The 23,209-nt window shown below is 56.7% G+C and carries 17 protein-coding genes and 1 other RNA gene; 11 read left to right on the top strand and 7 right to left on the bottom strand.

Annotation, left to right across the window (positions count from 1 at the left end):
- Positions 1 to 1,404, bottom strand: a complete 1,404-nt coding sequence (locus tag QMK50_RS17665; protein ID WP_320333626.1) for a sodium-dependent transporter — start codon at positions 1,402 to 1,404, stop codon at positions 1 to 3.
- Between the two features lie 117 nt (positions 1,405 to 1,521).
- On the opposite strand from QMK50_RS17665, the gene smpB reads away from it, so the two are divergent.
- On the top strand, positions 1,522 to 2,004 hold the full coding sequence (gene smpB, locus QMK50_RS17660) for an SsrA-binding protein SmpB (protein ID WP_095169483.1): 483 nt from the start codon (positions 1,522 to 1,524) through the stop codon (positions 2,002 to 2,004).
- 51 nt (positions 2,005 to 2,055) lie between these two features.
- Here smpB and QMK50_RS17655 read toward each other — a convergent pair whose 3' ends face one another.
- The gene (locus tag QMK50_RS17655) at positions 2,056 to 2,823 is read right to left on the bottom strand and encodes an FCD domain-containing protein (protein WP_095169484.1); all 768 of its coding nucleotides are present in this window, start codon (positions 2,821 to 2,823) and stop codon (positions 2,056 to 2,058) included.
- Between the two features lie 260 nt (positions 2,824 to 3,083).
- Here QMK50_RS17655 and QMK50_RS17650 point away from each other — a divergent pair, with 260 nt between their 5' ends.
- From QMK50_RS17650 to QMK50_RS17605, 10 genes are all read left to right on the top strand, one after another.
- Complete coding sequence (locus tag QMK50_RS17650) at positions 3,084 to 4,778, top strand: lactate permease LctP family transporter (RefSeq protein WP_320333625.1); 1,695 nt, start codon at positions 3,084 to 3,086, stop codon at positions 4,776 to 4,778.
- Between the two features lie 142 nt (positions 4,779 to 4,920).
- Entirely contained in the window at positions 4,921 to 5,745 is an 825-nt protein-coding gene (locus tag QMK50_RS17645) for a (Fe-S)-binding protein (RefSeq protein ID WP_320333624.1), read from the top strand.
- Positions 5,742 to 7,196, top strand: coding sequence for a LutB/LldF family L-lactate oxidation iron-sulfur protein (locus QMK50_RS17640; protein WP_095169487.1), 1,455 nt, complete (start codon positions 5,742 to 5,744; stop codon positions 7,194 to 7,196). Before QMK50_RS17645 ends, QMK50_RS17640 begins: the two co-directional genes overlap by 4 nt.
- On the top strand, positions 7,196 to 7,867 hold the full coding sequence (locus QMK50_RS17635) for a lactate utilization protein (RefSeq protein WP_320333623.1): 672 nt from the start codon (positions 7,196 to 7,198) through the stop codon (positions 7,865 to 7,867). Before QMK50_RS17640 ends, QMK50_RS17635 begins: the two co-directional genes overlap by 1 nt.
- Entirely contained in the window at positions 7,864 to 10,674 is a 2,811-nt protein-coding gene (locus QMK50_RS17630; protein ID WP_320333622.1) for an FAD-binding and (Fe-S)-binding domain-containing protein, read from the top strand. The genes QMK50_RS17635 and QMK50_RS17630 overlap by 4 nt, the downstream gene beginning before the upstream one ends.
- A 276-nt stretch (positions 10,675 to 10,950) precedes the next feature.
- Positions 10,951 to 11,226: a hypothetical protein gene (locus tag QMK50_RS17625; RefSeq protein WP_095169490.1), complete on the top strand. Its 276-nt coding sequence runs from the start codon at positions 10,951 to 10,953 to the stop codon at positions 11,224 to 11,226.
- Positions 11,227 to 11,324: 98 nt separating this feature from the next.
- Positions 11,325 to 11,721: a transfer-messenger RNA gene (gene ssrA / locus QMK50_RS17620) on the top strand.
- Between the two features lie 187 nt (positions 11,722 to 11,908).
- The gene (locus QMK50_RS17615; protein ID WP_320333621.1) at positions 11,909 to 13,165 is read left to right on the top strand and encodes an integrase domain-containing protein; all 1,257 of its coding nucleotides are present in this window, start codon (positions 11,909 to 11,911) and stop codon (positions 13,163 to 13,165) included.
- A gap of 953 nt (positions 13,166 to 14,118) precedes the next feature.
- Entirely contained in the window at positions 14,119 to 15,099 is a 981-nt protein-coding gene (locus QMK50_RS17610) for an integrase domain-containing protein (RefSeq protein WP_268263215.1), read from the top strand.
- On the top strand, positions 15,096 to 15,371 hold the full coding sequence (locus tag QMK50_RS17605; RefSeq protein ID WP_268263214.1) for a hypothetical protein: 276 nt from the start codon (positions 15,096 to 15,098) through the stop codon (positions 15,369 to 15,371). Before QMK50_RS17610 ends, QMK50_RS17605 begins: the two co-directional genes overlap by 4 nt.
- A 375-nt stretch (positions 15,372 to 15,746) precedes the next feature.
- On the opposite strand, the gene QMK50_RS17600 is transcribed toward QMK50_RS17605, so the two are convergent.
- The 5 genes from QMK50_RS17600 to QMK50_RS17580 all read right to left on the bottom strand — a co-directional run bounded on the left by QMK50_RS17600 (position 15,747) and on the right by QMK50_RS17580 (position 23,162).
- A complete protein-coding gene (locus QMK50_RS17600; RefSeq protein WP_320333620.1) occupies positions 15,747 to 18,848 on the bottom strand; it encodes a type I restriction endonuclease subunit R in 3,102 nt (1,033 codons plus the stop codon).
- Positions 18,841 to 20,040 carry an AAA family ATPase gene (locus QMK50_RS17595; protein WP_320333619.1) on the bottom strand — a complete coding sequence of 400 codons (1,200 nt, stop codon included), beginning with the start codon at positions 20,038 to 20,040 and terminating at the stop codon, positions 18,841 to 18,843. The genes QMK50_RS17600 and QMK50_RS17595 overlap by 8 nt, the downstream gene beginning before the upstream one ends.
- Position 20,041: 1 nt before the next feature.
- Positions 20,042 to 21,307 carry a restriction endonuclease subunit S gene (locus QMK50_RS17590; RefSeq protein ID WP_320333618.1) on the bottom strand — a complete coding sequence of 422 codons (1,266 nt, stop codon included), beginning with the start codon at positions 21,305 to 21,307 and terminating at the stop codon, positions 20,042 to 20,044.
- Positions 21,304 to 22,866, bottom strand: coding sequence for a type I restriction-modification system subunit M (locus tag QMK50_RS17585; protein ID WP_320333617.1), 1,563 nt, complete (start codon positions 22,864 to 22,866; stop codon positions 21,304 to 21,306). The genes QMK50_RS17590 and QMK50_RS17585 overlap by 4 nt, the downstream gene beginning before the upstream one ends.
- Before the next feature lie 92 nt (positions 22,867 to 22,958).
- A complete protein-coding gene (locus tag QMK50_RS17580) occupies positions 22,959 to 23,162 on the bottom strand; it encodes a helix-turn-helix domain-containing protein (protein WP_095962098.1) in 204 nt (67 codons plus the stop codon).
- Between the last annotated feature and the right edge of the window lie 47 nt (positions 23,163 to 23,209).

The following is a 23,209-nucleotide window of genomic DNA, read 5'->3' as shown; positions in this document are numbered from 1 at the left end:
TCACTTCCACAGCTGGGCGGCAAACACTACAAGAATGCCGATGGGCGCCACATAGCGCATCAAAAACAAGGTCAGGGCAAACAGCGCCGGATTGCGGATCGACAATTCGTCGCGCACCGCTCCCCGATTCATGACCCAACCCGCAAACACCACAAAACACAATCCACCGAGCGGCAACATGACCCGCGAGGTGAAGAAATCGATCACGCCAAAGAAGTCCAGGCCGCTGCGCGCACCCCATTGGTAGAGGTGGAACCCGGCGCCGTCGTTCACAAAAAACTTGGCCTGCTTCCAGATATTGAAGGAAAACACCGTCCCCAGGCCAACAAACCAGCAACTGAAGGCCAGCCAGAACGTCACCCAGCCCCGGCGGATTTTCGTCCGTTCAACCAGGTACGCGACCATCGGTTCAAGCAGCGAGATCGCCGAACTCCAGGCGGCAATGGCCACCAGGACAAAAAACACCACCCCCATCACCTGGCCGAACGCCACATTACCAAAGGCAAAAGGCAGGCTGACAAACATCAGCCCAGGCCCCTCACTCGGGTTCAAGCCGCCGGCAAACACAATCGGAAACAACGCCAGGCCGGCCAGCAGCGAAACAAAGGTGTCCAGCAGGGCAACCCCGACCACGGTGCCGGAGATCGACGAATCCTTGGGCATATACGCACCGTAGATCATGATCGAGCCCACGCCCACGCTCAGGGAAAAGAACGCATGCCCCATGGCGGGCAACAGGCCGCCAAGGACTTTCGCCGAATCGAAGTCGAACATGAAATGCACGCCCTCCATGAAATGCCCGGTGGTCATGCTGTAGCCGAGCAACACCAGGAGCATCACGAACAACAGCGGCATCATGATCCGCAGGCTGCGCTCCAGCCCCGCCACCACACCCTTGGCAATGACCGCCGCCGACAGCAGCATGAACAGGCTATGCCAGAGTGTCAGGCGCCACGGGTTGGCGATCACCCCCTCAAAGTAGGCGCCGACCTGATCGGCCGCCACACCCTGGAAATCCCCCCGGCCCATGCTGATGATGTAATCCAGGGACCAGCCACCGACCACGCTATAAAAAGACAGGATCAACAACGCCGTGATCATCCCGGCAAATGCCCCCCAGGACCATTTCGCCGAATGCCCCGCCTCCAACGCCAGTACCTTCAAGGCGTTCGCCGGACTTTGCCGGGCGCGGCGGCCAATCAGGGTTTCCGCCAGCATCACCGGCAGGCCGATCAACGCGATACACGCCAGGAACACCAGGACAAACGCACCGCCGCCATAGACGCCGACCATGTAGGGGAATTTCCAGATGCTTCCCAGGCCCACGGCCGAGCCGGTTGCAGCGAGTATGAATACCCAACGGCTCGCCCAACTACCGTGGACTGAAACCTTGTCTGACGACATCGACACTACGCCCAACCACTAAAAAAGAGGGCGCATTGTCCGGGATTCACTCAATGCGCTCAAGCACGCAGGATCCCCGTAGCCGACTCGCGCGCAACTGCCTATAATGCCGCCCCTATGGCTAAACAGAAGAAACACCCAACAGGGACCATCGCGCAGAATAAAAAGGCGCGACACGATTACTTCATCGAACATCGGTTCGAGGCTGGTCTGGTCCTGGCCGGCTGGGAAGTAAAAAGTCTGCGGGCGAGCAAGCTGCAACTGGTCGACAGTTATGTGCTGCTCAAGGATGGCGAGGCCTGGCTGCTCGGCAGCCACATCACGCCCCTGATGACCGCCAGCACCCACGTCATTGCCGACCCGGTGCGCACTCGCAAATTGCTGCTCAACCGGCGCGAGCTGGAAAAGCTGGCAGCTGCCGTGCAGCAAAAAGGCTATGCGTGCGTATGCCTGTCCTGGTACTGGAGCAAGCACATGGTCAAGTGCGAGATCGCTCTGGGCAAGGGCAAGAAGGAATACGACAAGCGCGATACCGAGCGCGAACGTGATGCCGGCCGCGAGCTGCAGCGCGCGGTGCGCAACAAGGGCAAGGAAGACTAACTTCTTGCCTTGAATTGATCGTGCCCACGCCCTGCGTGGGAACGATCATGATCACATCCCCTTGCGCCGCTCCGCCCGGGCTTCGCGCTGCACTTGCTGCCGCACCTCTTCCAGCACCTCCTGCACATACAGGATATGGCGACTGGAAACCTCTCTTGCCTGTTCGGCGCGCCCTTCGATAATCGCCAGGTACAACTCTCGGTGCTGAGTGATCAGCATGTCGCGGGTTTCCGTGCGTTGCTGGTACATACCGCCGATGTTGGTCACCACGTTGCGCTTGAGCAGATCGAACAGCCCGCGAATGGTGTGCAGCAACACCGCGTTGTGGCTGGCCTCGGCAATCGCCAGGTGAAACCTGGCGTCCGCAGCCCCCTCCTCCGCCCGGCTCACTTCATCGTGACGGGTGTAGCAGTCCTGCAACTCATCGAACGCCGCCGTCAATCGCTGACGGTCGACCTCAGTCGCCCGCAACGCCGCGTAGTAGGCGCATGAAGCTTCCAGGGTGTGACGAAATTCCAGCAAGTCACGCTGGGCTTCGGGGTTGCTCTCCAGCAGGTGCAGCAGGGGATCGCTGAAGGTCGAGCCCAGGGATTCGACCACATAATTGCCGCCACCCTGACGACTGACCAGCAAGCCCTTGGCTGTCAATTTCTGGATCGCCTCGCGCAGCGAAGGCCGCGACACCCCAAACTGTTCAGCCAGGGCGCGTTCTGCCGGCAGCCGCTCCCCGGACTTCAGCGTGCCCTCGAGAATCATCCCTTCGAGCTGCTCGACAATATCGTCAGACAAACGGCGCTGACGAACCTGATCAAACCCCATAACTCATTCTCCACCATCCCGACGGCTCGCCGGGCTCTCTATTCTGGCCTATTGACGCCGCGCCAGCACCTACCAGAGCACATTTGATCGAGCGGATCAGATGGCCCCTGCACCGCTCATTCGACAAAAGTTTTAGGGCGGCAAATTGACACACCACCCACAAGGCTTTTAACCTAGCCCACAGCGATTGTAAATTGGTCTTACCAATTATCCAAGTACGCGTTCAGTGCCTGACCAACAACAATTAGGGGCCACCCCATATGCAAACCTGGCAACAGCTCTACAGCCCGCTCGGCAGTCTCGGCTTGTCCGCGCTCGCGGCCGTTATCCCCATCGTATTTTTCTTCCTGGCCCTGGCCGTGTTCCGCCTCAAAGGACACGTCGCCGGCAGCATCACTCTGGCGTTGTCGATCCTGGTGGCAATCTTCGCCTTCCAGATGCCGGTCGACATGGCCTTCGCCGCCGCCGGTTATGGCTTTGCCTACGGACTGTGGCCGATTGCCTGGATCATCGTGGCCGCCGTGTTCCTCTACAAACTGACGGTCAAGAGTGGCCAGTTCGAAGTGATCCGCAGCTCCGTGCTGTCGATTACCGATGACCAGCGCCTGCAAGTGCTGCTGATCGGCTTCTGCTTCGGCGCTTTCCTCGAAGGCGCGGCAGGCTTCGGTGCACCGGTGGCCATTACCGCTGCCCTGCTGGTGGGCCTTGGCTTCAACCCGCTGTACGCCGCCGGCCTGTGCCTGATTGCCAACACCGCACCCGTGGCGTTTGGCGCACTGGGCATCCCGATCATCGTCGCCGGCCAGGTGACGGGCATCGACGCCTTCAAGATCGGCGCCATGACCGGCCGCCAGCTGCCGCTGCTGTCGCTGTTCGTGCCGTTCTGGCTGGTGTTCATGATGGACGGCATGCGCGGCGTGCGGGAAACCTGGCCAGCCGCCCTGGTGGCCGGCCTGAGCTTCGCCATCACCCAGTACTTCACCTCCAACTTCATCGGTCCGGAACTGCCGGACATCACCTCGGCCCTGGCCAGCCTGATTTCCCTGACCCTGTTCCTCAAGGTCTGGCAGCCTAAACGTACCGCTGGCGCGCAGATCGCCGGTGTCACTTCGGACGCCGTAGTCACCGCCAGCGTCGGTGGTTTCGGGCAGAAACGCAGCAGCGTGGCTTCGCCCTACAGCCTGGGTGAAATCATCAAGGCCTGGTCGCCGTTCCTGATCCTCACCGTGCTGGTGACCATCTGGACCCTCAAGCCCTTCAAGGCGATGTTTGCCGCTGGCGGCTCGATGTACAGCTGGGTGTTCAACTTCGCCATCCCGCACCTGGACCAGATGGTGGTCAAGGTCGCCCCGATCGTCACCAACCCGACGGCCATTCCTGCGGTGTTCAAGCTGGACCCGATTTCGGCGACCGGCACGGCGATTTTCTTCTCCGCACTGATCTCGATGTGGGTGCTGAAGATCAATTTCAAAACTGGTCTGACCACTTTGAAAGAGACCTTCTACGAACTGCGCTGGCCGATTCTTTCGATCGGCATGGTGCTGGCGTTTGCCTTCGTCACCAACTACTCGGGCATGTCGTCGACCATGGCCCTGGTCCTGGCAGGCACCGGCGCGGCGTTCCCGTTCTTCTCGCCGTTCCTCGGCTGGCTGGGCGTGTTCCTGACCGGCTCGGACACCTCCTCCAATGCCCTGTTCAGTTCGCTGCAAGCGACCACCGCGCACCAGATCGGCGTCAGCGACACCTTGCTCGTGGCCGCCAACACCAGCGGCGGCGTAACCGGCAAAATGATCTCGCCACAATCGATCGCCGTGGCCTGCGCCGCGACCGGCCTGGTGGGCAAGGAATCGGATCTGTTCCGCTTCACCCTCAAGCACAGCCTATTCTTTGCAACCATTGTCGGCCTGATCACACTGGCCCAAGCCTATTGGTTCACTGGCATGCTGGTGCACTAAACAACAGCGAAAGAACCGACGCCGTGGCCCGCCTGCGGCGTCTGCAACTCACAACCCGGTCTGCAAGGTTGCTGAAAGCTTGTCGCTTTACAGTCAGCAACCGCAGCGGACGGATAACCGGGACCACCCGGAGACACGCCTGATGAGCGAGCTTTTCTACAACGCCGTGCCGAACGCGACGCGGGTTGCCCCGCCACTGCCTGAACCGCGCCAGTACCCCAGCGTAAAACCGCCACGGGTCTACCTGTTCGGCACCTGCGTGGTCGACCTGTTCTATCCCGAAGCCGGGATGGACGCGATTCACCTGCTGGAGCGCGAAGGCATTCGCGTGGAGTACCCGCAAGGCCAAAGCTGCTGCGGACAACCGGCCTACACCTCGGGTTACACCGAGCAGGCACGGACCGTGGCGCGCTCGCAACTGGCGTTGTTTGCCGGGGATTATCCGGTGGTGGTGCCGTCGGGTTCCTGCGCCGGCATGCTGCGCGAACATTACGCCGACTTGTTCAAGGACGAGCCGGACACACTGCAGCAAGTCCAGGCGCTCGCCGCCCGCACGTATGAATTGGCCGAGTTCCTGCTGTTTGTCTGCAAGGTGCAGCTCAAGGACAGCGGCGCACCGGTCAAAGTGGCCCTGCACACGTCGTGCTCGGCACGCCGCGAGATGAACACCCACCTGCACGGTCGCGAGTTGTTGGCGCAACTGAGCAACGTGGAGCGAGTCAACCACGATCACGAAAGCGAATGTTGTGGCTTTGGCGGGACGTTCAGCGTCCGTATGCCAGACATTTCCGGCGCGATGGTGGCGGACAAGACCCGGTCGTTGAAGGAATCCGGCGCCCACCAGGTACTCAGTGCCGACTGCGGTTGCTTGATGAACATCAACGGCTCGCTGGAGAAACAGCAGGCAGCGTTACGTGGCCAACACTTGGCCAGCTTCCTCTGGCAGCGAACCGGGGGTGCCCGATGAGCACTTCCACGATTATTCCGACGGTCAGCGTCGACGAAGATTTTCGCGCCCGGGCTCACAAGGCTTTGGACGACCAGCAACTGCGAAACAACTTTCGCACTGCGATGGATTCACTGATGACAAAACGGGCAGCGTCCTTCAGCGATGCCCACGAAAGAGAACATTTGCGCGCGCTGGGCAATGCTGTCCGCGCCCGCGCGTTATCCAAGCTGCCCGACCTGCTCGAGCAACTTGAACAGAACCTGACCCGCAACGGTGTGACAGTGCACTGGGCGGAAACGGTGGACGAGGCCAATGGCATCGTCCTCAAGATCATCCGCGCTCACGAGGCACGGCAAGTGATCAAGGGCAAATCGATGGTCAGCGAAGAGATGGAGATGAACCATGTCCTCGCTGAACAGGGCATTGAATGCCTGGAATCGGACATGGGCGAGTTCATCGTCCAGCTCGACCACGAGAAGCCTTCACACATTATTATGCCGGCGATCCACAAGAATGCCGGTCAGGTCGCGTCCTTGTTCCACGACAAACTTGGCGTGGAGTACACCAAGGACGTTGACCAACTCATTCAGATCGGGCGTAAAGTCTTGCGCCAGAAATTCTTCGAAGCCGACATCGGCGTCTCCGGCGTCAATTTCGCCGTGGCCGAAACCGGCACCCTGCTGCTGGTGGAAAACGAAGGCAACGGCCGCATGTCGACCACCGTGCCGCCGGTGCATATCGCCGTCACCGGGATCGAGAAAGTCGTCGAGAACCTGCGCGACGTGGTCCCGCTGCTGTCGCTGCTGACCCGCTCGGCCCTCGGCCAGCCGATCACCACCTACGTCAACATGATCTCCGGCCCGCGCCAGGCCCACGAGCTCGACGGCCCGCAGCAAGTGCACCTGGTGCTGCTGGACAACGGCCGCAGCCAGGCCTTCGCCGACAGCGAACTGCGCCAGACACTCAACTGCATCCGCTGCGGTGCGTGCATGAACCACTGTCCGGTCTACACCCGCATCGGCGGCCACGCCTATGGCGAGGTCTACCCTGGGCCGATCGGCAAGATCATCACCCCGCACATGGTCGGCCTGGCGAAAGTCCCCGACCACCCGAGCGCGTCCTCCCTGTGCGGCGCCTGCGGTGAAGTGTGCCCGGTGAAAATCCCGATCCCGGCCCTGCTGCGCCGCCTGCGCGAAGAGAACGTCAAGGCACCCGACACCCCGCACCAAGTCATGCGTGGCCAGGGCAGCAAGTACTCGCGCAAAGAGCGTTTCATCTGGAACGCCTGGGCCAGGCTCAACAGCTCGCCAACCCTGTATCGGTTGTTCGGCTTCTTCGCCACCCGTCTGCGCGCCCTCACGCCGAACAACCTTGGCCCCTGGACGCAAAACCACAGCGCGCCAAAACCGGCCGCCCGCTCACTGCACGACATGGCCCGCGAGCATCTGGGCAAACAGGGGGATCGCTGATGAGTGCCAAACAGAACATTCTCGCCAAGCTACGCCACAGCCTGACGGGCACCACACCCGTGCCCGACACCTTCGATGAAGCGCTGGTGACCGAGCCCTACACCTACACCGCCGAACAACGCATCCCACAACTGCGCAAGCTGATGGAAGCGGTGCACACCGAAATCCACCTGACCTCGGCTGACAGCTGGCCGGCATTGCTCGCGCAGCTGTTGGCCGAGCGCCAGTTACCCAGCCTGTTGATCGCCCCGACCACCGCCCACGGGCAACGCGTCACCCAACACTGGGCGCAACATCCCGGGCTGCCGACGCTGAAAGCCTACGACCGGCCGGTAGAACAGTGGAAATCCGAGTTGTTCAACGACACCCCGGCCAGCCTGACCGCCACCCTCGGCGCCATCGCGGCCACCGGTAGCCTGATCCTCTGGCCGACCCGCGAAGAACCGCGCTTGATGAGCCTGGTGCCGCCGGTGCATTTCGCCCTGCTCAAGGCCAGCGAAATCCGCGACAACTTCTATCAGGTACAACGCGAGTTCAACTGGGCCCAAGGCATGCCGACCAACGCGCTGCTGGTGTCCGGCCCATCGAAGACCGCCGATATCGAGCAAGTCCTGGCGTACGGCGCCCACGGTCCGAAAGACCTCGTGGTACTGATCCTGGAGGACCAATGACCCTACCGACGGCTTTCCTGCGCGACGTGCAGCAACTGATTCCCCGCGAGCGGCGTTTCGACGACCCGCTGTCGACCCTGGCCTTTGGCACCGACGCCAGCTTCTACCGGCTGATCCCGCAACTGGTGATCCGCGTCGAGTCTGAAGACGAAGTGGTCAGCCTGCTGCAATTGGCCCAGCGCGACCGCGTCCCGGTGACCTTCCGCGCGGCCGGCACCAGCCTGTCCGGCCAGGCCATCAGCGACTCGGTACTGATCGTGCTGGGGGACAACTGGAACGGCCGCGAGATTCGTGGCCAGGGCACCCAGATCCGCCTGCAGCCGGGCGTCATCGGCGCTCAGGCCAACGCCTGGCTGGCTCCTTTCGGGCGCAAGATCGGCCCCGACCCGGCCTCGATCAACGCCTGCAAGATTGGTGGCATCGTCGCCAACAACGCCAGCGGCATGTGCTGCGGCACCGCCCAGAACACCTACCACACCCTGGCCGGGATTCGCCTGGTGCTGGCCGACGGCAGTCGCCTGGACAGCGAGGACCCCGCCAGCGTCGCGGCCTTTCGTGTCAGTCACGCAGAATTGCTGGAGCGCCTGGCGACCCTGGGCCGCGAGACCCGGGCCAATGCCAGCCTGGCGGCAAAAATTCGCCATAAATACCGTCTGAAAAACACCACCGGCCTGTCACTCAATGCCCTGGTGGACTACGACGAGCCTGTGGATATCTTGAGCCACCTGCTGGTGGGCTCCGAAGGCACCCTGGGCTTCATCAGCGCGGTGACCTACGACACGGTGATCGACCATCCGCACAAAGCCTCGGCGCTGATCGTCTTCCCCGACGTGGAAACCTGCTGCACCGCCGTCACCGTGCTGAAAAGCCAGCCGGTCTCGGCGGTGGAACTGCTGGACCGCCGCAGCCTGCGCTCGGTGCAGGACAAACCCGGGATGCCGGCGTTCGTCCAGCAACTGTCGAGCCAGGCCTGCGCCTTGCTGATCGAGTCCCGCGCCGCCACGTCGGCGCTGCTGGAGGAACAGCTGGCGCAGATCACGAGCTCGCTGGCGCCCTTCCCGGTGGAAAAACAGGTCGACTTCACTCAGGACCCGGCTGAAAACGCCAAGCTCTGGGCGATCCGCAAAGACACCTTCCCCGCCGTCGGCGCGGTGCGCAAAACCGGGACCACGGTGATCATCGAAGACGTCACCTTCCCGGTGGAGCAACTGGCAATCGGCGTCAACCGCCTGATCGAGCTGTTCGACAAACACCACTACGATGAAGCGATCCTGTTCGGCCACGCCCTGGAGGGCAACCTGCACTTCGTCTTCACCCAGGGCTTCAACAGCCCGCAAGAAGTCGCCCGCTACCAGGCGTTCATGGACGACGTGGCACAACTGGTGGCCGTGGAATTCGGCGGTTCGCTCAAGGCCGAACACGGCACCGGGCGCAACATGGCACCCTTCGTCGAACTGGAATGGGGCAGCGATGCCTACCAGTTGATGTGGCAGCTCAAACACCTGCTCGACCCCAACGCCATCCTCAACCCGGACGTGGTCCTCAGCGACGATCCGCAGATCCACCTCAAGCACCTCAAGCCCTTGCCGGCTGCCGACGAGATCGTCGACAAATGCATCGAGTGCGGCTTCTGCGAGCCGGTCTGCCCGTCCAAAGGCCTGACCCTGAGCCCGCGCCAGCGCATCGTCATTTGGCGCGACATCCAGGCGAAAAAACGCGCTGGCATCGACACCCGTGAACTGGAAGAAGCCTACCAATATCAGGGCCTCGACACCTGCGCGGCGACCGGCCTGTGTGCGCAACGCTGCCCGGTGGGCATCAACACCGGCGAGCTGGTGAAAAAACTGCGCAGCCGCAGCGCCACCCATGTGAAAACCGCTAGTTGGCTGGAAGGACATTTCGCCACGGCTCTGCAAGGCGCGCGCTTCACCCTGCACGTGGCCAACGGCGCGCGGATGCTGCTGGGCGCGCCACGCCTGAGCAAACTCTCGGCCCGCCTCAGCCAACTGTCGAAAGGGCAGATTCCGCAGTGGAGCAACGCCATGCCCCAGCCGGAACGGGCGATCCGTTTCAGCCCGACGGTCAGCGATGCACGTCCGCGAGTGGTCTACCTGGCGGCCTGCGTCTCACGCGCCATGGGCCCGGCAGCGGGCGACAAGGAGCAGACCTCGCTGTACGACAAAACCCGTGGCCTGCTGGAAAAAGCCGGCTACCAAGTGGTGTTTCCGGACAACCTCGACAACCTCTGCTGCGGCCAGCCATTCGCCTCCAAAGGCTACGCCGAACAAGCCGAACACAAACGCCAGGAACTGCTCGGCGCCCTCCTCCACGCCAGTCGCGGCGGGCTCGATCCAATCTACTGCGACACCAGCCCCTGCACCCTGCGCCTGATGCAGGACCTGGGCGACACGCGCCTGGACCTCTACGACCCGGTGCGTTTCATCCGCAGCCACCTGCTGGAGCGCCTCGACTTCACCCCGCAAGACGCCCCAATTGCCGTGCACGTGACTTGCAGCACCCAGCACCTGGGCGAAAGCCAGGCGCTGATCGACCTGGTCCGGCGTTGCAGCAACAACGTGGTGATCCCCGAAGGCATCCACTGCTGCGGGTTTGCCGGCGACAAAGGCTTCACCACCCCCGAGCTGAACGCCCACTCACTGCGCACCCTCAAGGACGCCGTGCAGCATTGCAGCGAAGGCATCTCCACCAGCCGCACCTGTGAAATCGGCCTCAGCCAGCACGGCGGGATCGACTACCACGGCCTGGTCTACCTGGTAGACCGAGTGACCCAGGCCCGCCCGGCGTAGGGCGTACCTGGGGTGGGTGTATGTAGGAGCGAGCTTGCTCGCGATGAACTCAACAAAAAACCGGTGCTGACTGATTCAACCCGCCGGCCCCGAGTTCATCGCGAGCAAGCCGCCAGCGGGCGCCCGCCCCTACCGTCTCGGCAAAACCGCAAAAAAAAACCGAATTCCTGCGTGCGTCTATAGTCATCTAGCTAAGCCCTGCAAAAGAGCTTAACCCCCTCGGCCAGCAGCCCCATCGACCGGCAGCACCGAGCCCTCATGCACAAGGAGATACCCATGAAGCACTCTGCAATTGCTGGATTGTTCATCACCGCTGCACTGTTGGCCTCGCCGGTGTTTGCAGCGGATGAAGACCTGTGCGATGGCAATATCCAGAAACTCCAGGATGCCATCGCCACCGCGCCCGCCACCTCGGAAAACGCCATGGACAACGCCAAGGCGGCGCTGAAGAAAGCACAGGAAGCCAAGGCTGCCGGTAACACCAAAGATTGCATCGACATCACCACCGGGACCCTGACCAAAATCCAGACCCGTACCCCCGACAAGGGCTGATGCGCGCTCAAGGCCAACCTTCGGGTTGGCCTTATCGAACGCGTTGGCGTACACTGCACAGGCTTGCTGCTCAAATTGATCCACAGAGCAGTGGGCTCGGGGCCGTTTAGGATTCGACGCCGGTTGCGAAACTTTAGGTGCATGCCGAGTTGGTAACAGAACTCGTAAATCCACTGTTGCAACTACTTATAGTTGCCAATGACGAAAACTACGGCCAGGAATTCGCTCTCGCTGCGTAAGCAGCCTTAGCCCTGAGCTTCTGGTACCTTCGGGTCCAGCAATCACCAGGGGATGTCTGTAAACCCAAAGTGATTGTCATATAGAACAGAATCGCCGTGCAGTACGTTGTGGACGAATCGGCTAAAACTTACACAACTCGCCCAAAGCACCCTGCCCTTCGGGTCGCTGAGGGTTAACTTAATAGAAACGGCTACGCATGTAGTACCGACAGCGGAGTACTGGCGGACGGGGGTTCAAATCCCCCCGGCTCCACCAAATGATCAATCAAAGACGTCCACGGACGTCTTTTTTTGTGCCTGCGATCCAGTAAATACGCGGCCTCCAGCGCTTTTGCGGTCTTTTGAGAGTTTTTGAGTTCCAGCCATTCGGGTATTCCAGACGGTATTCCAGCCCATCCGGTGCTAATCTTTGGAATACCGAATCAGTGCCTGAGGACAATCTCATGCCTGCTCAAAAACTCCGCCTCTCCGATCGACAGCTCAAGGGAGTCAAACCCGCGTCCAAGGATTACGTCCTCACGGATGGTGACGGTTTGCAGCTCCGGGTACGCAGCAACGGCTCGTTGCTGTGGAATTTCAACTACCGCGAACCGGTGACCAAGAAGCGCATCAACATTGGCTTTGGGACCTACCCCGAACTGTCACTGGCCAACGCACGAAAGATGGCAGTCGATGCACGCGAGTTGCTCGCACAGGGCATCGATCCGAAGGTGCAACGAAATACGTTGAATGAAGCCAAGCGCGCAGAAACGGAACACACCTTTGAGAACGTGGCCACAGCCTGGTTCGAGCTCAAGAAAGACTCGGTCACCCCGGCCTACGCCGAGGACATCTGGCGGTCGCTCACGTTGCACGTGCTCCCCGATTTGAGGACGACACCACTGACGAAAATCACCGCGCCGATGGTGATCGGATTGCTTCGTCCAATCGAAGCGAAAGGCAGCCTGGAGACGGTCAAGCGTCTAAGCCAGCGGCTAAACGAGATCATGACCTACGGCGTAAACTCCGGGCTGATATTCGCCAACCCGCTCAACGGTATCAGGGCAGTCTTCAAGAAGCCCAAGAAAGAAAACATGGCTGCGCTTCCGCCCGAAGAGCTCCCCGAGCTCATGCTGGAGATCGCGAACGCCAGCATCAAACGCACCACCCGCTGCCTGATCGAATGGCAGTTGCACACGATGACTCGCCCCGCCGAGGCAGCGACTACTCGCTGGGCAGACATCGATTTTGAAAGGCGCGTTTGGACTATCCCTGCGGAGCGGATGAAGAAGCGCCGCCCACACAGCATTCCTTTGAGTGATCACGCTGTCGCGTTGTTGGAGTCACTGAAGACTCACAGCGGCCATCGCGAATACGTCTTCCCGGCTGACAGAAACCCGCGTACTCATGCCAATAGCCAAACGGCCAACATGGCATTGAAACGCATGGGGTTCCAGGATCGGTTGGTTAGTCACGGCATGCGCTCGATGGCCAGCACCATCTTGAATGAGCATGGGTGGGACCCGGAACTCATTGAGGTCGCACTGGCGCATGTCGACAAGGATGAGGTGCGCAGCGCTTACAACCGGGCCGACTACATCGAGCGCCGGCGTCCGATGATGGCTTGGTGGAGTGAGTACATCCAGAAGGCCGCCACCGGTAGCCTGCTCGCCTCCGCATACGGCCAAGTCAGAGACAAGAACGTGGTGCCGATCCGCTAGCTCTGTACGGCGCAAGAACAGCAGCAGCGACAACTGAGCGCTCAAGATTCGGGGCAAGCAGCGTCGCTTATCCGCTTTTAAGCACGGGTCCTTCCAAATAGGGCTGCAAAGCCGCCCTGTTTGGAAGGACCTCACTTTGAAAAGCTAAAAGCCAAAACGATGTCCAGGATTTACCACGGAATTCCACCGGTGGATATCCGTTCTTCAAGTCCAAAGTGGCACTGAATTTCGAACCTTGACCGGGTTTATCCACAAGCGTAGAACTGGCCGTGCAAGTGCTGTCGATGACAGCAACCCAGGTGGCCCGAACCTTGAAGGTCACGCCGCTCCCGCGGTGGTTCTCCCCCCAAATGGCGATTAGCGTCCGGCAGCTCGCCCGGTCACCTCCCCGGTGATGGATGCCTACTTCAGATCATGGCCCACGTGCGCCAGACGACACTTCCTACTCCGCTGCCCTGCAGCAACCTATCCGCTTGGCCGAATCTTGCGCCAACCTGCGCCCGTCTCTTTCTCCTGGAAAGAGACGGGCGCTTCTAACACTGCTGCAGCCCTGATCGCACATGGCTTTGCGGCAATCCCCCTCGTGACAATCGGCGTGACAAATGCCGATGTCACCAGCAACAGCGCTGTAGATGATGGTGCCGCAGACCAGGGAATGGACTGCACCTGACTGACAGTCAGGCATGCCCCGGTCATCGCATTGCTGCGTTCACCCGGCTCAGGATCTCGCGGCACTGGTCTCGTCAGCCAATGCAGCCTCCGCCCGCCCACCGGTATCGGTGCTCAGGAGGCCAGATCATGAGATGCCCTTGCTCCCGGTTGTAAGGAGCCGCCAGTCCTGCGTTAGAGGACATCCCCACAGGTCGCAGGGGCCTTGATCCCTGATAACACTCAGCATTCTTGGCGGGATGACGTGGGGCGAGGGTTGGAGATCGGATGATGAGGTGACTGACATGGCATTGGTAGGTAGACGCGATGGCCGCAATTTCGGTTACGGCAGGCAGTTGAGCTATGCGGGTCAGCAGGCGCTGAAAGATATGTTCGGTGGTGGCCATTACGGCACGGTCAAGGCGCACAGCGATCGGTGGCGGGCATTCGTGAAGTGGTGCCGGTCTGAAGCGGGACCCGGGATCAACGATGCGCGGCAGATTGACCGCGAGGTGTTGTCGAACTATGCCGCATACCTTCGCGGATTGGTTGAGCACGGTCACCTAGCTATCAGCACTGCGCAAAACCGGCTATCCAGCGTTAATAGGACAATGGCAGCGCTTCGCGGTGATCAGTATGTGAAATTGCCAAGTCCAAGCATTGCGTTGAGTATGCAACGCAACGGAGTTCGCCACTCGGTTCCGCAGGGCCAAGACCGCGAGCAGGTTAAGCCGATTATCGATGAACTTTGCAAGGATCATCAGCTACGGTCAGCCGCGATCATTCTGTTGGCGCGGTCCACCGGCATGCGCTTGCGAGAGGCCATCTTGGCTGACCTGCCACGGCTAAGCCTTGAAGCCAAAGACTTAGCCAGAATCAACATTCAGGACGGCACCAAAGGCGGCCGCGCCGGTGCATCAGCACCTCGTTGGATTGCGGTGGACGACCATATTCGTGGCGCGCTTGAATTTGCTAGGCTAGTCTCGCCTGCTGGTAGCCGAAACCTGATTGCTCCGAACGAAAGCTACTTGAGCGTTCTCCAGGAAATCGTCCGTCCTGCGCGCGACACCATTCATGCGCACAATCTCAAAGGCTTCCACGAACTACGAGCGGCGTACGCATGTGAGCGCTACGAGCAAATCACCCAATATCGCGCACCTATCAACGGCGGTGAATGTGGTCAGCTAAATCAGCGCCTTGATCGTGAGGCCCGGAGGCAAATCGGCTATGAGCTGGGGCACGGTCGGATCGATGTGGTCGCTGCCTATATTGGAGGACGGACATGAGCAAGCCATTCGATATGGAGTTGTTCTTGGCTGGCGTGCTGATTGGTTCGCACGCAACGCGGCAACGTCATTTGCGCCAGGCGAAAATCATTCAGGTTGAAATCGCAAAGCGGTGGCTGCGAGAAAACCCGTGGACTTGGCAAAGGAAGCATGTGGCGTGGTTTCTTGAGCATCGCTTAAATCAACGCAGCGATTCGACACGGTATTACTACTTGCTGACCGTGCGGCTGCTCGCTCGTCGTTTACAAAAAACCTGGGGGTTCAATCGCTGAGTGAGAGCGGCCGCTATCAACCATAGCCGCCACTGGCGGAGGGTAGCTGGCGGCCCGAAGCGGCCATTCGAAGGTGACTACGAATCTAGGGGCAATTCAATGCTAGCCTCTCGAGAAAGCACCGGGTGAGCGCGCCACCCATCTTGAGTTCGGTGGGGTTTATAGAGCGCTTACGATACACCATCGCTATGAACACATCTCTGGTCGACTCATCACTGAGCAACTTGAGCGCCATATTGGCATGGCTGCTCACTTCGCGAACATTGAGTAGCACAAGGCCCCATCAACAGGACTGGTTCACGCGCAAACTCACGCGAATTTTGCCCAGTGCTTGCGTTGAACGGGGCCACTTATGAAAATACTCTCTCGGCTTTTTTATACGCTCCCACCCACACCTTTGAACTTCTCGACAAACGTAGCGATCTTTTGGAAGACGCTCTGCTTCTTGGTCAGGTATTGCGGGTTCAGCGGGCTCATCTTGGGTAGTACGGCGTTGAGTTCTGTACCGCTGTCGCTGGCGAACTCCCGCTTCAGAGAAGTGGTGATATAGCGTCTGGTCGCTTCTGCATTGAGGTTCTCAGCGCTAATAAGCTCCTGAGCCTCTCGTTGTTGTTCCGCTTGGGCGAAAATGAAGAAGGCGTCTATCACACTGGCCTTATCGCCAATCTGGTCAAGGTCGGTTTGATTGATGAAGTCCACAAGCAAGCTCTCTTTGGCGCGGTTGCCCAGACTTGCGCGAATCACGCGACGCACCTCATCCACTAGGTCGGACTTGCTCTTGATCTTTTTGTTGTGTTCGAAGATCAGCTCAAGGATGTAATCTAGGTTGATTTCTTGCGACTTGAGCAGGTCCACCTCAAAGACCACATCATCCCAATCGATAGTTGATTTTTCTTTGTCGTTGGAGGACTTCTCCCGACGCAGCCAATCGCGAACATCGTTATAGGTTGATCGATAGTCCTGAATTTTCCGCTCTGCTGGTATCTTGATTGCTTGCAACGCAGCCAGATCTTCATCGTTTAAATAGTGCTTGGCCTTGAATGCTTCAACTGCCTCCGGATCATTCAGGTCGACACTTTGCACGGCCATCAGTCTGGCAAATTCATCGTAGTTCTGCAGCACGTTCTCAACGCGCAAATACTCGCCGAACAGTTTCGCGAAGGCTTTTTTATCGGACTCTTTTTCAATGGCTGAAGGGTCAGGAAAACGCTGTTCCAACTCTTTCACCACTTCCACAAAACCGCGCCGCGCTTCACCGGTGGCCACATCGGTAAAGCCCTCCATGTATTCCTTGTAGCTCTTCTCCAACACCACATTCTTGGTGTTTTTATCTCCAAACAAGGTAATGGCGTCGATGGTCGCCTGTTCCAGGTCGCGGAAGGTAACGATATTGCCAAAGGTCTTGGTGGCATCGAAAATTCGGTTGGTGCGCGAGTAAGCCTGCATCAAACCGTGGTAGCGCAGGTTCTTGTCCACAAACAAAGTGTTCAGCGTGGGGGCGTCAAAGCCGGTCAGGAACATGCCGACCACGATCAGCAGGTCAATTTCCTTGGCTTTGACCTGCTTGGCCAGATCACGGTAGTAATTCTGGAAGCCATTGCTGTCCACGCTGAAGTTGGTTTTGAACAGCGTGTTGTAATCGACAATGGCCGCGCTCAAGAACTCCTTGGCGCTGCTGTTCATGGCAGCCACATCAAAACTTTCGTCCTGAATGTCGCCAATCGCATCCTGCTCCTCGTTGGCAGCGAACGAGAAGATAGTGGCCACCCTCAGTGGTTTTTCGCTGCTCTTCTGCAGCTCCCTGAAGCACTCGTAGTACATTTTGGCTGCATCCACGCTGCTAACCGCAAACATGGCGTTGAAGCCTTTTGTCGCAGATTGAAGGCGGTGGGTTTTTTGCCGGAAGTTATTGAGGATGTACTGCGTAATCTCGCGGATACGGTCGGGGTGCAACAGGGCTTGCTTGTTCTCTGCTGCGCTCAGCTTTTTCTCGTCTGTCTCGGTTTCGATGGCTTTGAACTGCGGGCGCACATCGTTGTAGTCCACCTTGAACTTGAGCACTTTTTCATCACGAATGGCGTCGGTAATTACATACGAATGCAACTCCCGACCGAACACGCTGGCAGTAGTGTCCGCGCCCAGGGCGTTTTGCGGAAAAATAGGCGTGCCGGTAAAGCCAAACTGATAGAACTTTTTGAATTTCTTCTTTAGGTTTTTCTGAGCTTCACCGAACTGGCTTCGGTGGCATTCATCAAAAATAAACACCACCTGCTTGTTATAGATGGGTAGATCGCCTTCGCTTTTCATCAGATTATTGAGCTTCTGGATCGTGGTGACGACAATCTTGTTGTCGTCCTTATCCAGGTTGCGTTTCAGACCGGCGGTAGAGTCAGAGCCGTTCACGCTATCCGGTGAAAAGCGCTGGTATTCCTTCATGGTCTGGTAATCCAGATCCTTGCGATCCACCACGAAGAACACTTTGTCGATGAACTCAAGCTCGGTAGCCAAGCGCGCCGCTTTAAAACTGGTCAGCGTTTTGCCTGAGCCGGTGGTGTGCCAGATAAAGCCGCCGCCCTCAAGCTGACTCCAGCTCTTGGCCTGATAAGCGCTGTTGATCTTCCACAAAATTCGCTCAATGGCAGCAATTTGGTAGGGACGCATTACCAACAGCGCATTGCTAACATCAAACACCGAATAATGCAGCAACACATTGAGCAGGGTGTTTTTCTGAAAGAACGTAGCGGTAAAGTCTTTCAGGTCTTTGATCAGGCTGTTATCTGACTTTGCCCAATTCATGGTGAAGTCGAAGCTGTTTTTGTTACGCTGGGTGGTGTTGGCAAAATAACGGCTATCGGTGCCGTTGGAAATGACAAACAGTTGCAAATACTTGAACAAAGACTGCTCGCTGTTAAAGCTTTCTTTGCTGTAACGGTGCACCTGATTAAAGGCTTCGCGAATCGCCACGCCTCGCTTCTTCAGCTCCACCTGCACCAGCGGCAGACCATTGACCAAAATCGTCACATCGTATCGGTTGGCATGGCTGCCAGCTTGCTCAAACTGCTTGATCACCTGCACCTTATTGCGGGCAATATTCTTTTTATCCAGCAGATATATGTTCTGAATATGACCATCGTCAAACACAAAGTCATGGATATAGTCATCATGGATCTTGCGGGTTTTATCGACGATGCTGTCGCTGGGTCTGTCCAGATAGGTTTCAACAAAGCGCTGCCACTCGCCTTCAAGAAACTGCATGTTGTTCAATGCCTGCAACTGCTCGCGCGCATTGGACAGCAGTTTCGCAGGTGTGTTTAAACCAAGGGCATACTCGTAGCCCTGATTCTGCATGTCTTGAATAAACTCTCGCTCCAGGTCGCCTTCGCTTTGGTAGTTTTCTGCGACCTTCCATTCTTGGGTGTATTTGTCCAGAACGATGAAGCTATTCGATTCGGCGATGGGCTTTGTGTAATCAACCATTTTGATTTTCCTGCTGCCAAAATCTGTAGGTGCTCGCCAAGTGATTAAGCAATAGCGCGACCGTATTTTTTTCTGGCTCACTGGGCTCGGCGACAGTTTCGTGGGATAAGGTGCTATGACTGGTAAATTGAATAATAAACTTTAAATAGGTTTGTTTATCGTCAGGCAAAAGCTCCGCCCATCTTGGATAGCCCAGATAACTGGCTGTTTTTTCGTACAAATTACGCAAGAGCGTAAAGTGATATTTTTGCACCTGATTATCTGCAATTGCTTTCTCAAGAATTTTCTTAAGGTGCAAGTGATAGGAAAAGCTTGTATCGGAGTCACCATGCTTTTCAGCCAGTTCAAAGGTGCCATCCTCAAGTCGCCCTAACATATAACAGGTTTTATTTTTTAGCTCATTGTGCAGCACGTTATAAAACAGCGGACTGTGCGTTGTAATGATGAACTTTAGAGAAGATTGACTTGATTTTATCAAGCTCGCCAAATTGACAGCCAATTCAATTAAATGATTCTCATCCAGAGAGCTGACTGGATCATCAATAAACACGTACTCCAACTTATCGAACTGATTGGTTTCTCTCTCGGTAGGCTCGACGATATTTAAAATCGTTACCACCTGATCTAGCAGAGTGTGAAAAACGCTCCAAATGAAGTTGCTTTCTTCGCCTTTTGATATTTTGATATGACCGGTACGTTCATCGTCACCTCGCTCTAATGAAAAACTAACTTCAGTGAAGTCTTCGCTGAAATGCGGAGTTAGTTTGTCATTCGCATATCGCTGGAAGTAGGTAACGATATTTCTATCTTGCCCCAGATCTTTGAGTAGAGTGAGCAGCCAGTCTGTATAAGAATTGGGCTGAATTTTGAGTTTCGGTTCTGCATCACTCTCCAGATCGTTATCCCAATAAAACAAGTCCTCGGTAAAAGCGTTGTAATAAAGGACTTTGTTGCGCGTCAACTCAGCCTGATTGGGTTCATCATCGCCCCCATTGTCATCGGCTTTGGGCGCAATCAGCTGCTTGAACTCCCGTGAAAGGCGTGTCTTGCCTGTACCGTTAAAGGCATATATCAGCTGCACCTTTGGAACCGGCTTGGCTTCTTCAACCTCCTTGGTTTTTTCAGGTACAGTTTTTTTAACTGTTTTTGGTGTACTCAGTTGGTGAGCAATTTCCGTTAGCGTCTTGCTCATTTTATTCCACCACTTTTTCAGGCTCAGGGAAGCTCAGCAGTAAATCGCGGTAATGCTCGTATTGCTGTTGGCGCAACGCAATTTCGCGCGGCAAGCCTTCGGTGATAGAGCTGGTGAGGGCGTCTAATTTGTCGAGGATGGCGACGATACGGGCTTGCTCTGCGAGGGATGGAAAGGGCAGTTTTAATTGTTCAAAAGTGCCAAGATTGATATTGCTTTGCGCACTGCTTTTCTCTTTCCCTTTTTCTTCCAGCTTGGCTTTAGTTGATTGAAGAATGTATTCAACATATCCAGAGCTGGTTTTGTCAGGGTCAGCAACAAAGCCAATGATACTGTCAGGGAAGCAAGCATCAAAGCCCAGTATGGATGTTTCCGCGATGTTGGCTGCAATTGTGATGCATAGCGTTCCTTTGGGCCATAACTTGCTTTGCTTTAAGCCAAGCGCGCTGTATGTTTGACTGTATTGCGTGATTATGTGTGATGCGCCTCTAATATCACCTGTCTGTATAAAAGGAATATCGCCGCCATATAGCTTTTTGTCATTTCTCGGGCGATGCTTAGATTTTCCACGCCCAAAATCAAGAGCCATCTCTGGCAACGTCTTCCATTCCACATCCCCATCTTCAAAACTCAACAACTTGTCGCGATAGTAGTTGTATTGTTTTTTGCGGGCTGTAAGCTCGCTTGCAAGCTCGCTTGTAAGCTCGCTTGTAAGCTCGCTAAATGCGTCCAGAATACGGACAATTTTGGCTTGGATTTCAAGCGATTTTTTTTGGTTTCCGGGGCAGGGGATGGGGATTTTAAAATCCTTCACCTTTGCGTCTGAAATAGCGGGATACGCTGATCCGCTTTGGTTTTCTTCAACATAAGCCTTGAAGTCAGAAGAGGCAATCCAATGCAAAATCCACTTAGGTAATACTTCTGCTCTCTTTGCGCGCAAAACGCAGTAGCCGGTACTTGCAACTTCTCCAGCGTACTCATCATCAATTAAGCAGTAGCGTTGTTGGGCTGGACGAGTTGTTGCGAAAATCACGTCATTTTCTTCAACGAGCTTTTGCGCCCGACTTGGTGCATTGCTCTGCGTTATTTCGGGTGTTTCGATTATTGCCTTAGTTTCAATATTTACAGAGGTGAGATCAATATATCGATAGGTGCGATTTGCATTGCGCCATTTAATATTGGTTGTGGGCAGCGTTAACTCCCCTAGCGCTTTCCAGTCCACATCAGCACCATCCAGCAGCTTGTCCAAAAAGTTCCCGCCGCTCATGCCTCTAGCTCCTCGCCTTCAATCTCTGCGACGATGGTATCAATATCCATCCGAAGCTGGTCGATCTTGGCTACGGTAATTTTCAGTTCGGCATTGAGCTCGCCAATATCTACCACTTCGCGGTTGTCCTTGGCTTCGACGTAGCTGCTGACCGACAGGTTGTAGTCGTTGGCGGCCACTTTCTCGATCGGAACCGACAGGGCGAAGTGCTCCACATTCGCCTTGCTGTCGAACACCGCCATGATCTGGTCTATGTGCGTATCCAGCAGCACGTTGTTGTTAGTTTCCTTCTTGAAATAGTCTTTGCCGCTGGCATCAATGAACTGCGTGTTGGTGTCCGTTTTGTGTTTGGACAGCACCAGAATATTCACTGCAATGGTGGTGCCAAAGAACAGGTTGGGTGCGAGCGAAATCACGGTTTCGACGTAATTGTTATCCACCAGATATTGACGAATTTTCTGCTCAGCGCCGCCACGGTAAAAAATACCGGGGAAGCAAACAATCGCCGCGCGGCCTTTGCTTGAAAGATAGCTGAGGGCATGCAGCACAAAAGCAAAGTCGGCTTTCGATTTGGGAGCCAGCACACCGGCAGGCGCAAAGCGGTCATCGTTGATCAGGGTGGGGTCGTCCGCCCCCTTCCACTTCACCGAATACGGCGGGTTGGAGACGATGGCATCGAAGGGTTTATCGTCGCCAAAGTGCGGCTCGATCAGCGTATCACCGAGCTGGATATTGAATTTGTCGTAGTTGACGTTGTGGAGGAACATATTCATCCGCGCCAGGTTATACGTCGTGTGGTTGAGTTCCTGACCGAAAAAACCGTCTTCAATGATGTGTTCATCAAAGTGCCTCTTGGCTTGCAGCAGCAGCGAGCCCGATCCGCAAGCGGGATCGTAGATCTTGTTGATACTGGTTTGCTTGTGCATGGCGAGCTGGGCGATCAGCTTGGAGACCTGCTGCGGAGTGAAGAACTCACCGCCCGATTTGCCGGCATTGGCGGCGTAGTTGGAGATGAGGAATTCGTAAGCGTCGCCAAACAGGTCGATGTGGCTTTCGTCAAAGGTGCCAAAGTCCAACTTGGCTACACCTTTGAGCACGTCGGCGAGGCGCGCATTCTTGTCCTTTACGGTATTGCCCAAACGGTTGCTAGTGGTGTCGAAGTCCGCAAACAGACCTTTTATGTCGCGCTCGGAGGGGTAGCCGTTTGCTGAGTTTTCGATAGCGGCAAAGATGGCGGCTAGATCGGTGTTCAGGCTTTCGTTGGTGTTGGCACCGGCAGCGATAGTGGCAAACAACTGGCTGGGGTAGATGAAATAGCCCTTGGTCTTAATGGCATCGTCTTTGATATCTGCGGTGATGACCTTATCGGGCAACTCAGCGTATTTGATGCTGTCGTCTCCGCCTTCAATGTAGCTGGCGAAGTTTTCGCTGATGAAACGGTAGAACAAGGTGCCAAGCACGTACTGCTTAAAGTCCCAACCATCGACTGCGCCACGAACATCGTTAGCAATTGCCCAAATCTGGCGTTGCAGGGCGGCGCGTTGTTGGGTGCTGGTCATGGGGTATTCCTATTGATTATCTAAATGTTTGTCATTTGTTTGATGTCGTTAAGACGTCTGCTTGTGATCTGGAGCCTTGGCGGCAGCGCCATCTATGTTTGTGTCAGCTCAAACAGATCGCCTATTTGGCATTCAAACAGCAGGCACAGCCTCTCAATGGCTTCCAGATCCACTTTCTGCGCTGTTTCTTTGTAGAGCAGGGTTACCGTGGCGCGGCTTAGCCCTGTTTCTCTGGCAACATCAGCAATACGCATCTTGTGCTCGCCCATCATGCGGGCGAGGTGGCAGCGGATCATGGCTGTGCCCCCTAGCAATTTGTCTTCTCGCGAAACCCCGAGAGTAA

This window comes from Pseudomonas sp. P5_152, assembly GCF_033989915.1.
In the GTDB taxonomy this organism is placed as follows: Bacteria; Pseudomonadota; Gammaproteobacteria; order Pseudomonadales; family Pseudomonadaceae; genus Aquipseudomonas.
The sequence above is the reverse complement of the archived record's forward strand: the minus strand, read 5'-3'. Positions and strand labels throughout refer to the sequence as shown.

What these genes read in the sequence shown, in the direction of transcription:
- smpB (WP_095169483.1), top strand. Translation starts at nt 1,522, where the DNA reads ATGGCTAAACAGAAGAAACACCCAACAGGGACCATCGCGCAGAATAAA.
- QMK50_RS17590 (WP_320333618.1), bottom strand. Translation starts at nt 21,307, where the DNA reads ATGAGCGGCGGGAACTTTTTGGACAAGCTGCTGGATGGTGCTGATGTG.
- QMK50_RS17585 (WP_320333617.1), bottom strand. Translation starts at nt 22,866, where the DNA reads ATGACCAGCACCCAACAACGCGCCGCCCTGCAACGCCAGATTTGGGCA.
- QMK50_RS17630 (WP_320333622.1), top strand. Translation starts at nt 7,864, where the DNA reads ATGACCCTACCGACGGCTTTCCTGCGCGACGTGCAGCAACTGATTCCC.
- QMK50_RS17655 (WP_095169484.1), bottom strand. Translation starts at nt 2,823, where the DNA reads ATGGGGTTTGATCAGGTTCGTCAGCGCCGTTTGTCTGACGATATTGTC.
- QMK50_RS17595 (WP_320333619.1), bottom strand. Translation starts at nt 20,040, where the DNA reads ATGAGCAAGACGCTAACGGAAATTGCTCACCAACTGAGTACACCAAAA.
- QMK50_RS17600 (WP_320333620.1), bottom strand. Translation starts at nt 18,848, where the DNA reads ATGGTTGATTACACAAAGCCCATCGCCGAATCGAATAGCTTCATCGTT.
- QMK50_RS17650 (WP_320333625.1), top strand. Translation starts at nt 3,084, where the DNA reads ATGCAAACCTGGCAACAGCTCTACAGCCCGCTCGGCAGTCTCGGCTTG.
- QMK50_RS17610 (WP_268263215.1), top strand. Translation starts at nt 14,119, where the DNA reads ATGGCATTGGTAGGTAGACGCGATGGCCGCAATTTCGGTTACGGCAGG.
- QMK50_RS17640 (WP_095169487.1), top strand. Translation starts at nt 5,742, where the DNA reads ATGAGCACTTCCACGATTATTCCGACGGTCAGCGTCGACGAAGATTTT.
- QMK50_RS17580 (WP_095962098.1), bottom strand. Translation starts at nt 23,162, where the DNA reads ATGATCCGCTGCCACCTCGCCCGCATGATGGGCGAGCACAAGATGCGT.
- QMK50_RS17635 (WP_320333623.1), top strand. Translation starts at nt 7,196, where the DNA reads ATGAGTGCCAAACAGAACATTCTCGCCAAGCTACGCCACAGCCTGACG.
- QMK50_RS17665 (WP_320333626.1), bottom strand. Translation starts at nt 1,404, where the DNA reads ATGTCGTCAGACAAGGTTTCAGTCCACGGTAGTTGGGCGAGCCGTTGG.
- QMK50_RS17605 (WP_268263214.1), top strand. Translation starts at nt 15,096, where the DNA reads ATGAGCAAGCCATTCGATATGGAGTTGTTCTTGGCTGGCGTGCTGATT.
- QMK50_RS17625 (WP_095169490.1), top strand. Translation starts at nt 10,951, where the DNA reads ATGAAGCACTCTGCAATTGCTGGATTGTTCATCACCGCTGCACTGTTG.
- QMK50_RS17615 (WP_320333621.1), top strand. Translation starts at nt 11,909, where the DNA reads ATGCCTGCTCAAAAACTCCGCCTCTCCGATCGACAGCTCAAGGGAGTC.
- QMK50_RS17645 (WP_320333624.1), top strand. Translation starts at nt 4,921, where the DNA reads ATGAGCGAGCTTTTCTACAACGCCGTGCCGAACGCGACGCGGGTTGCC.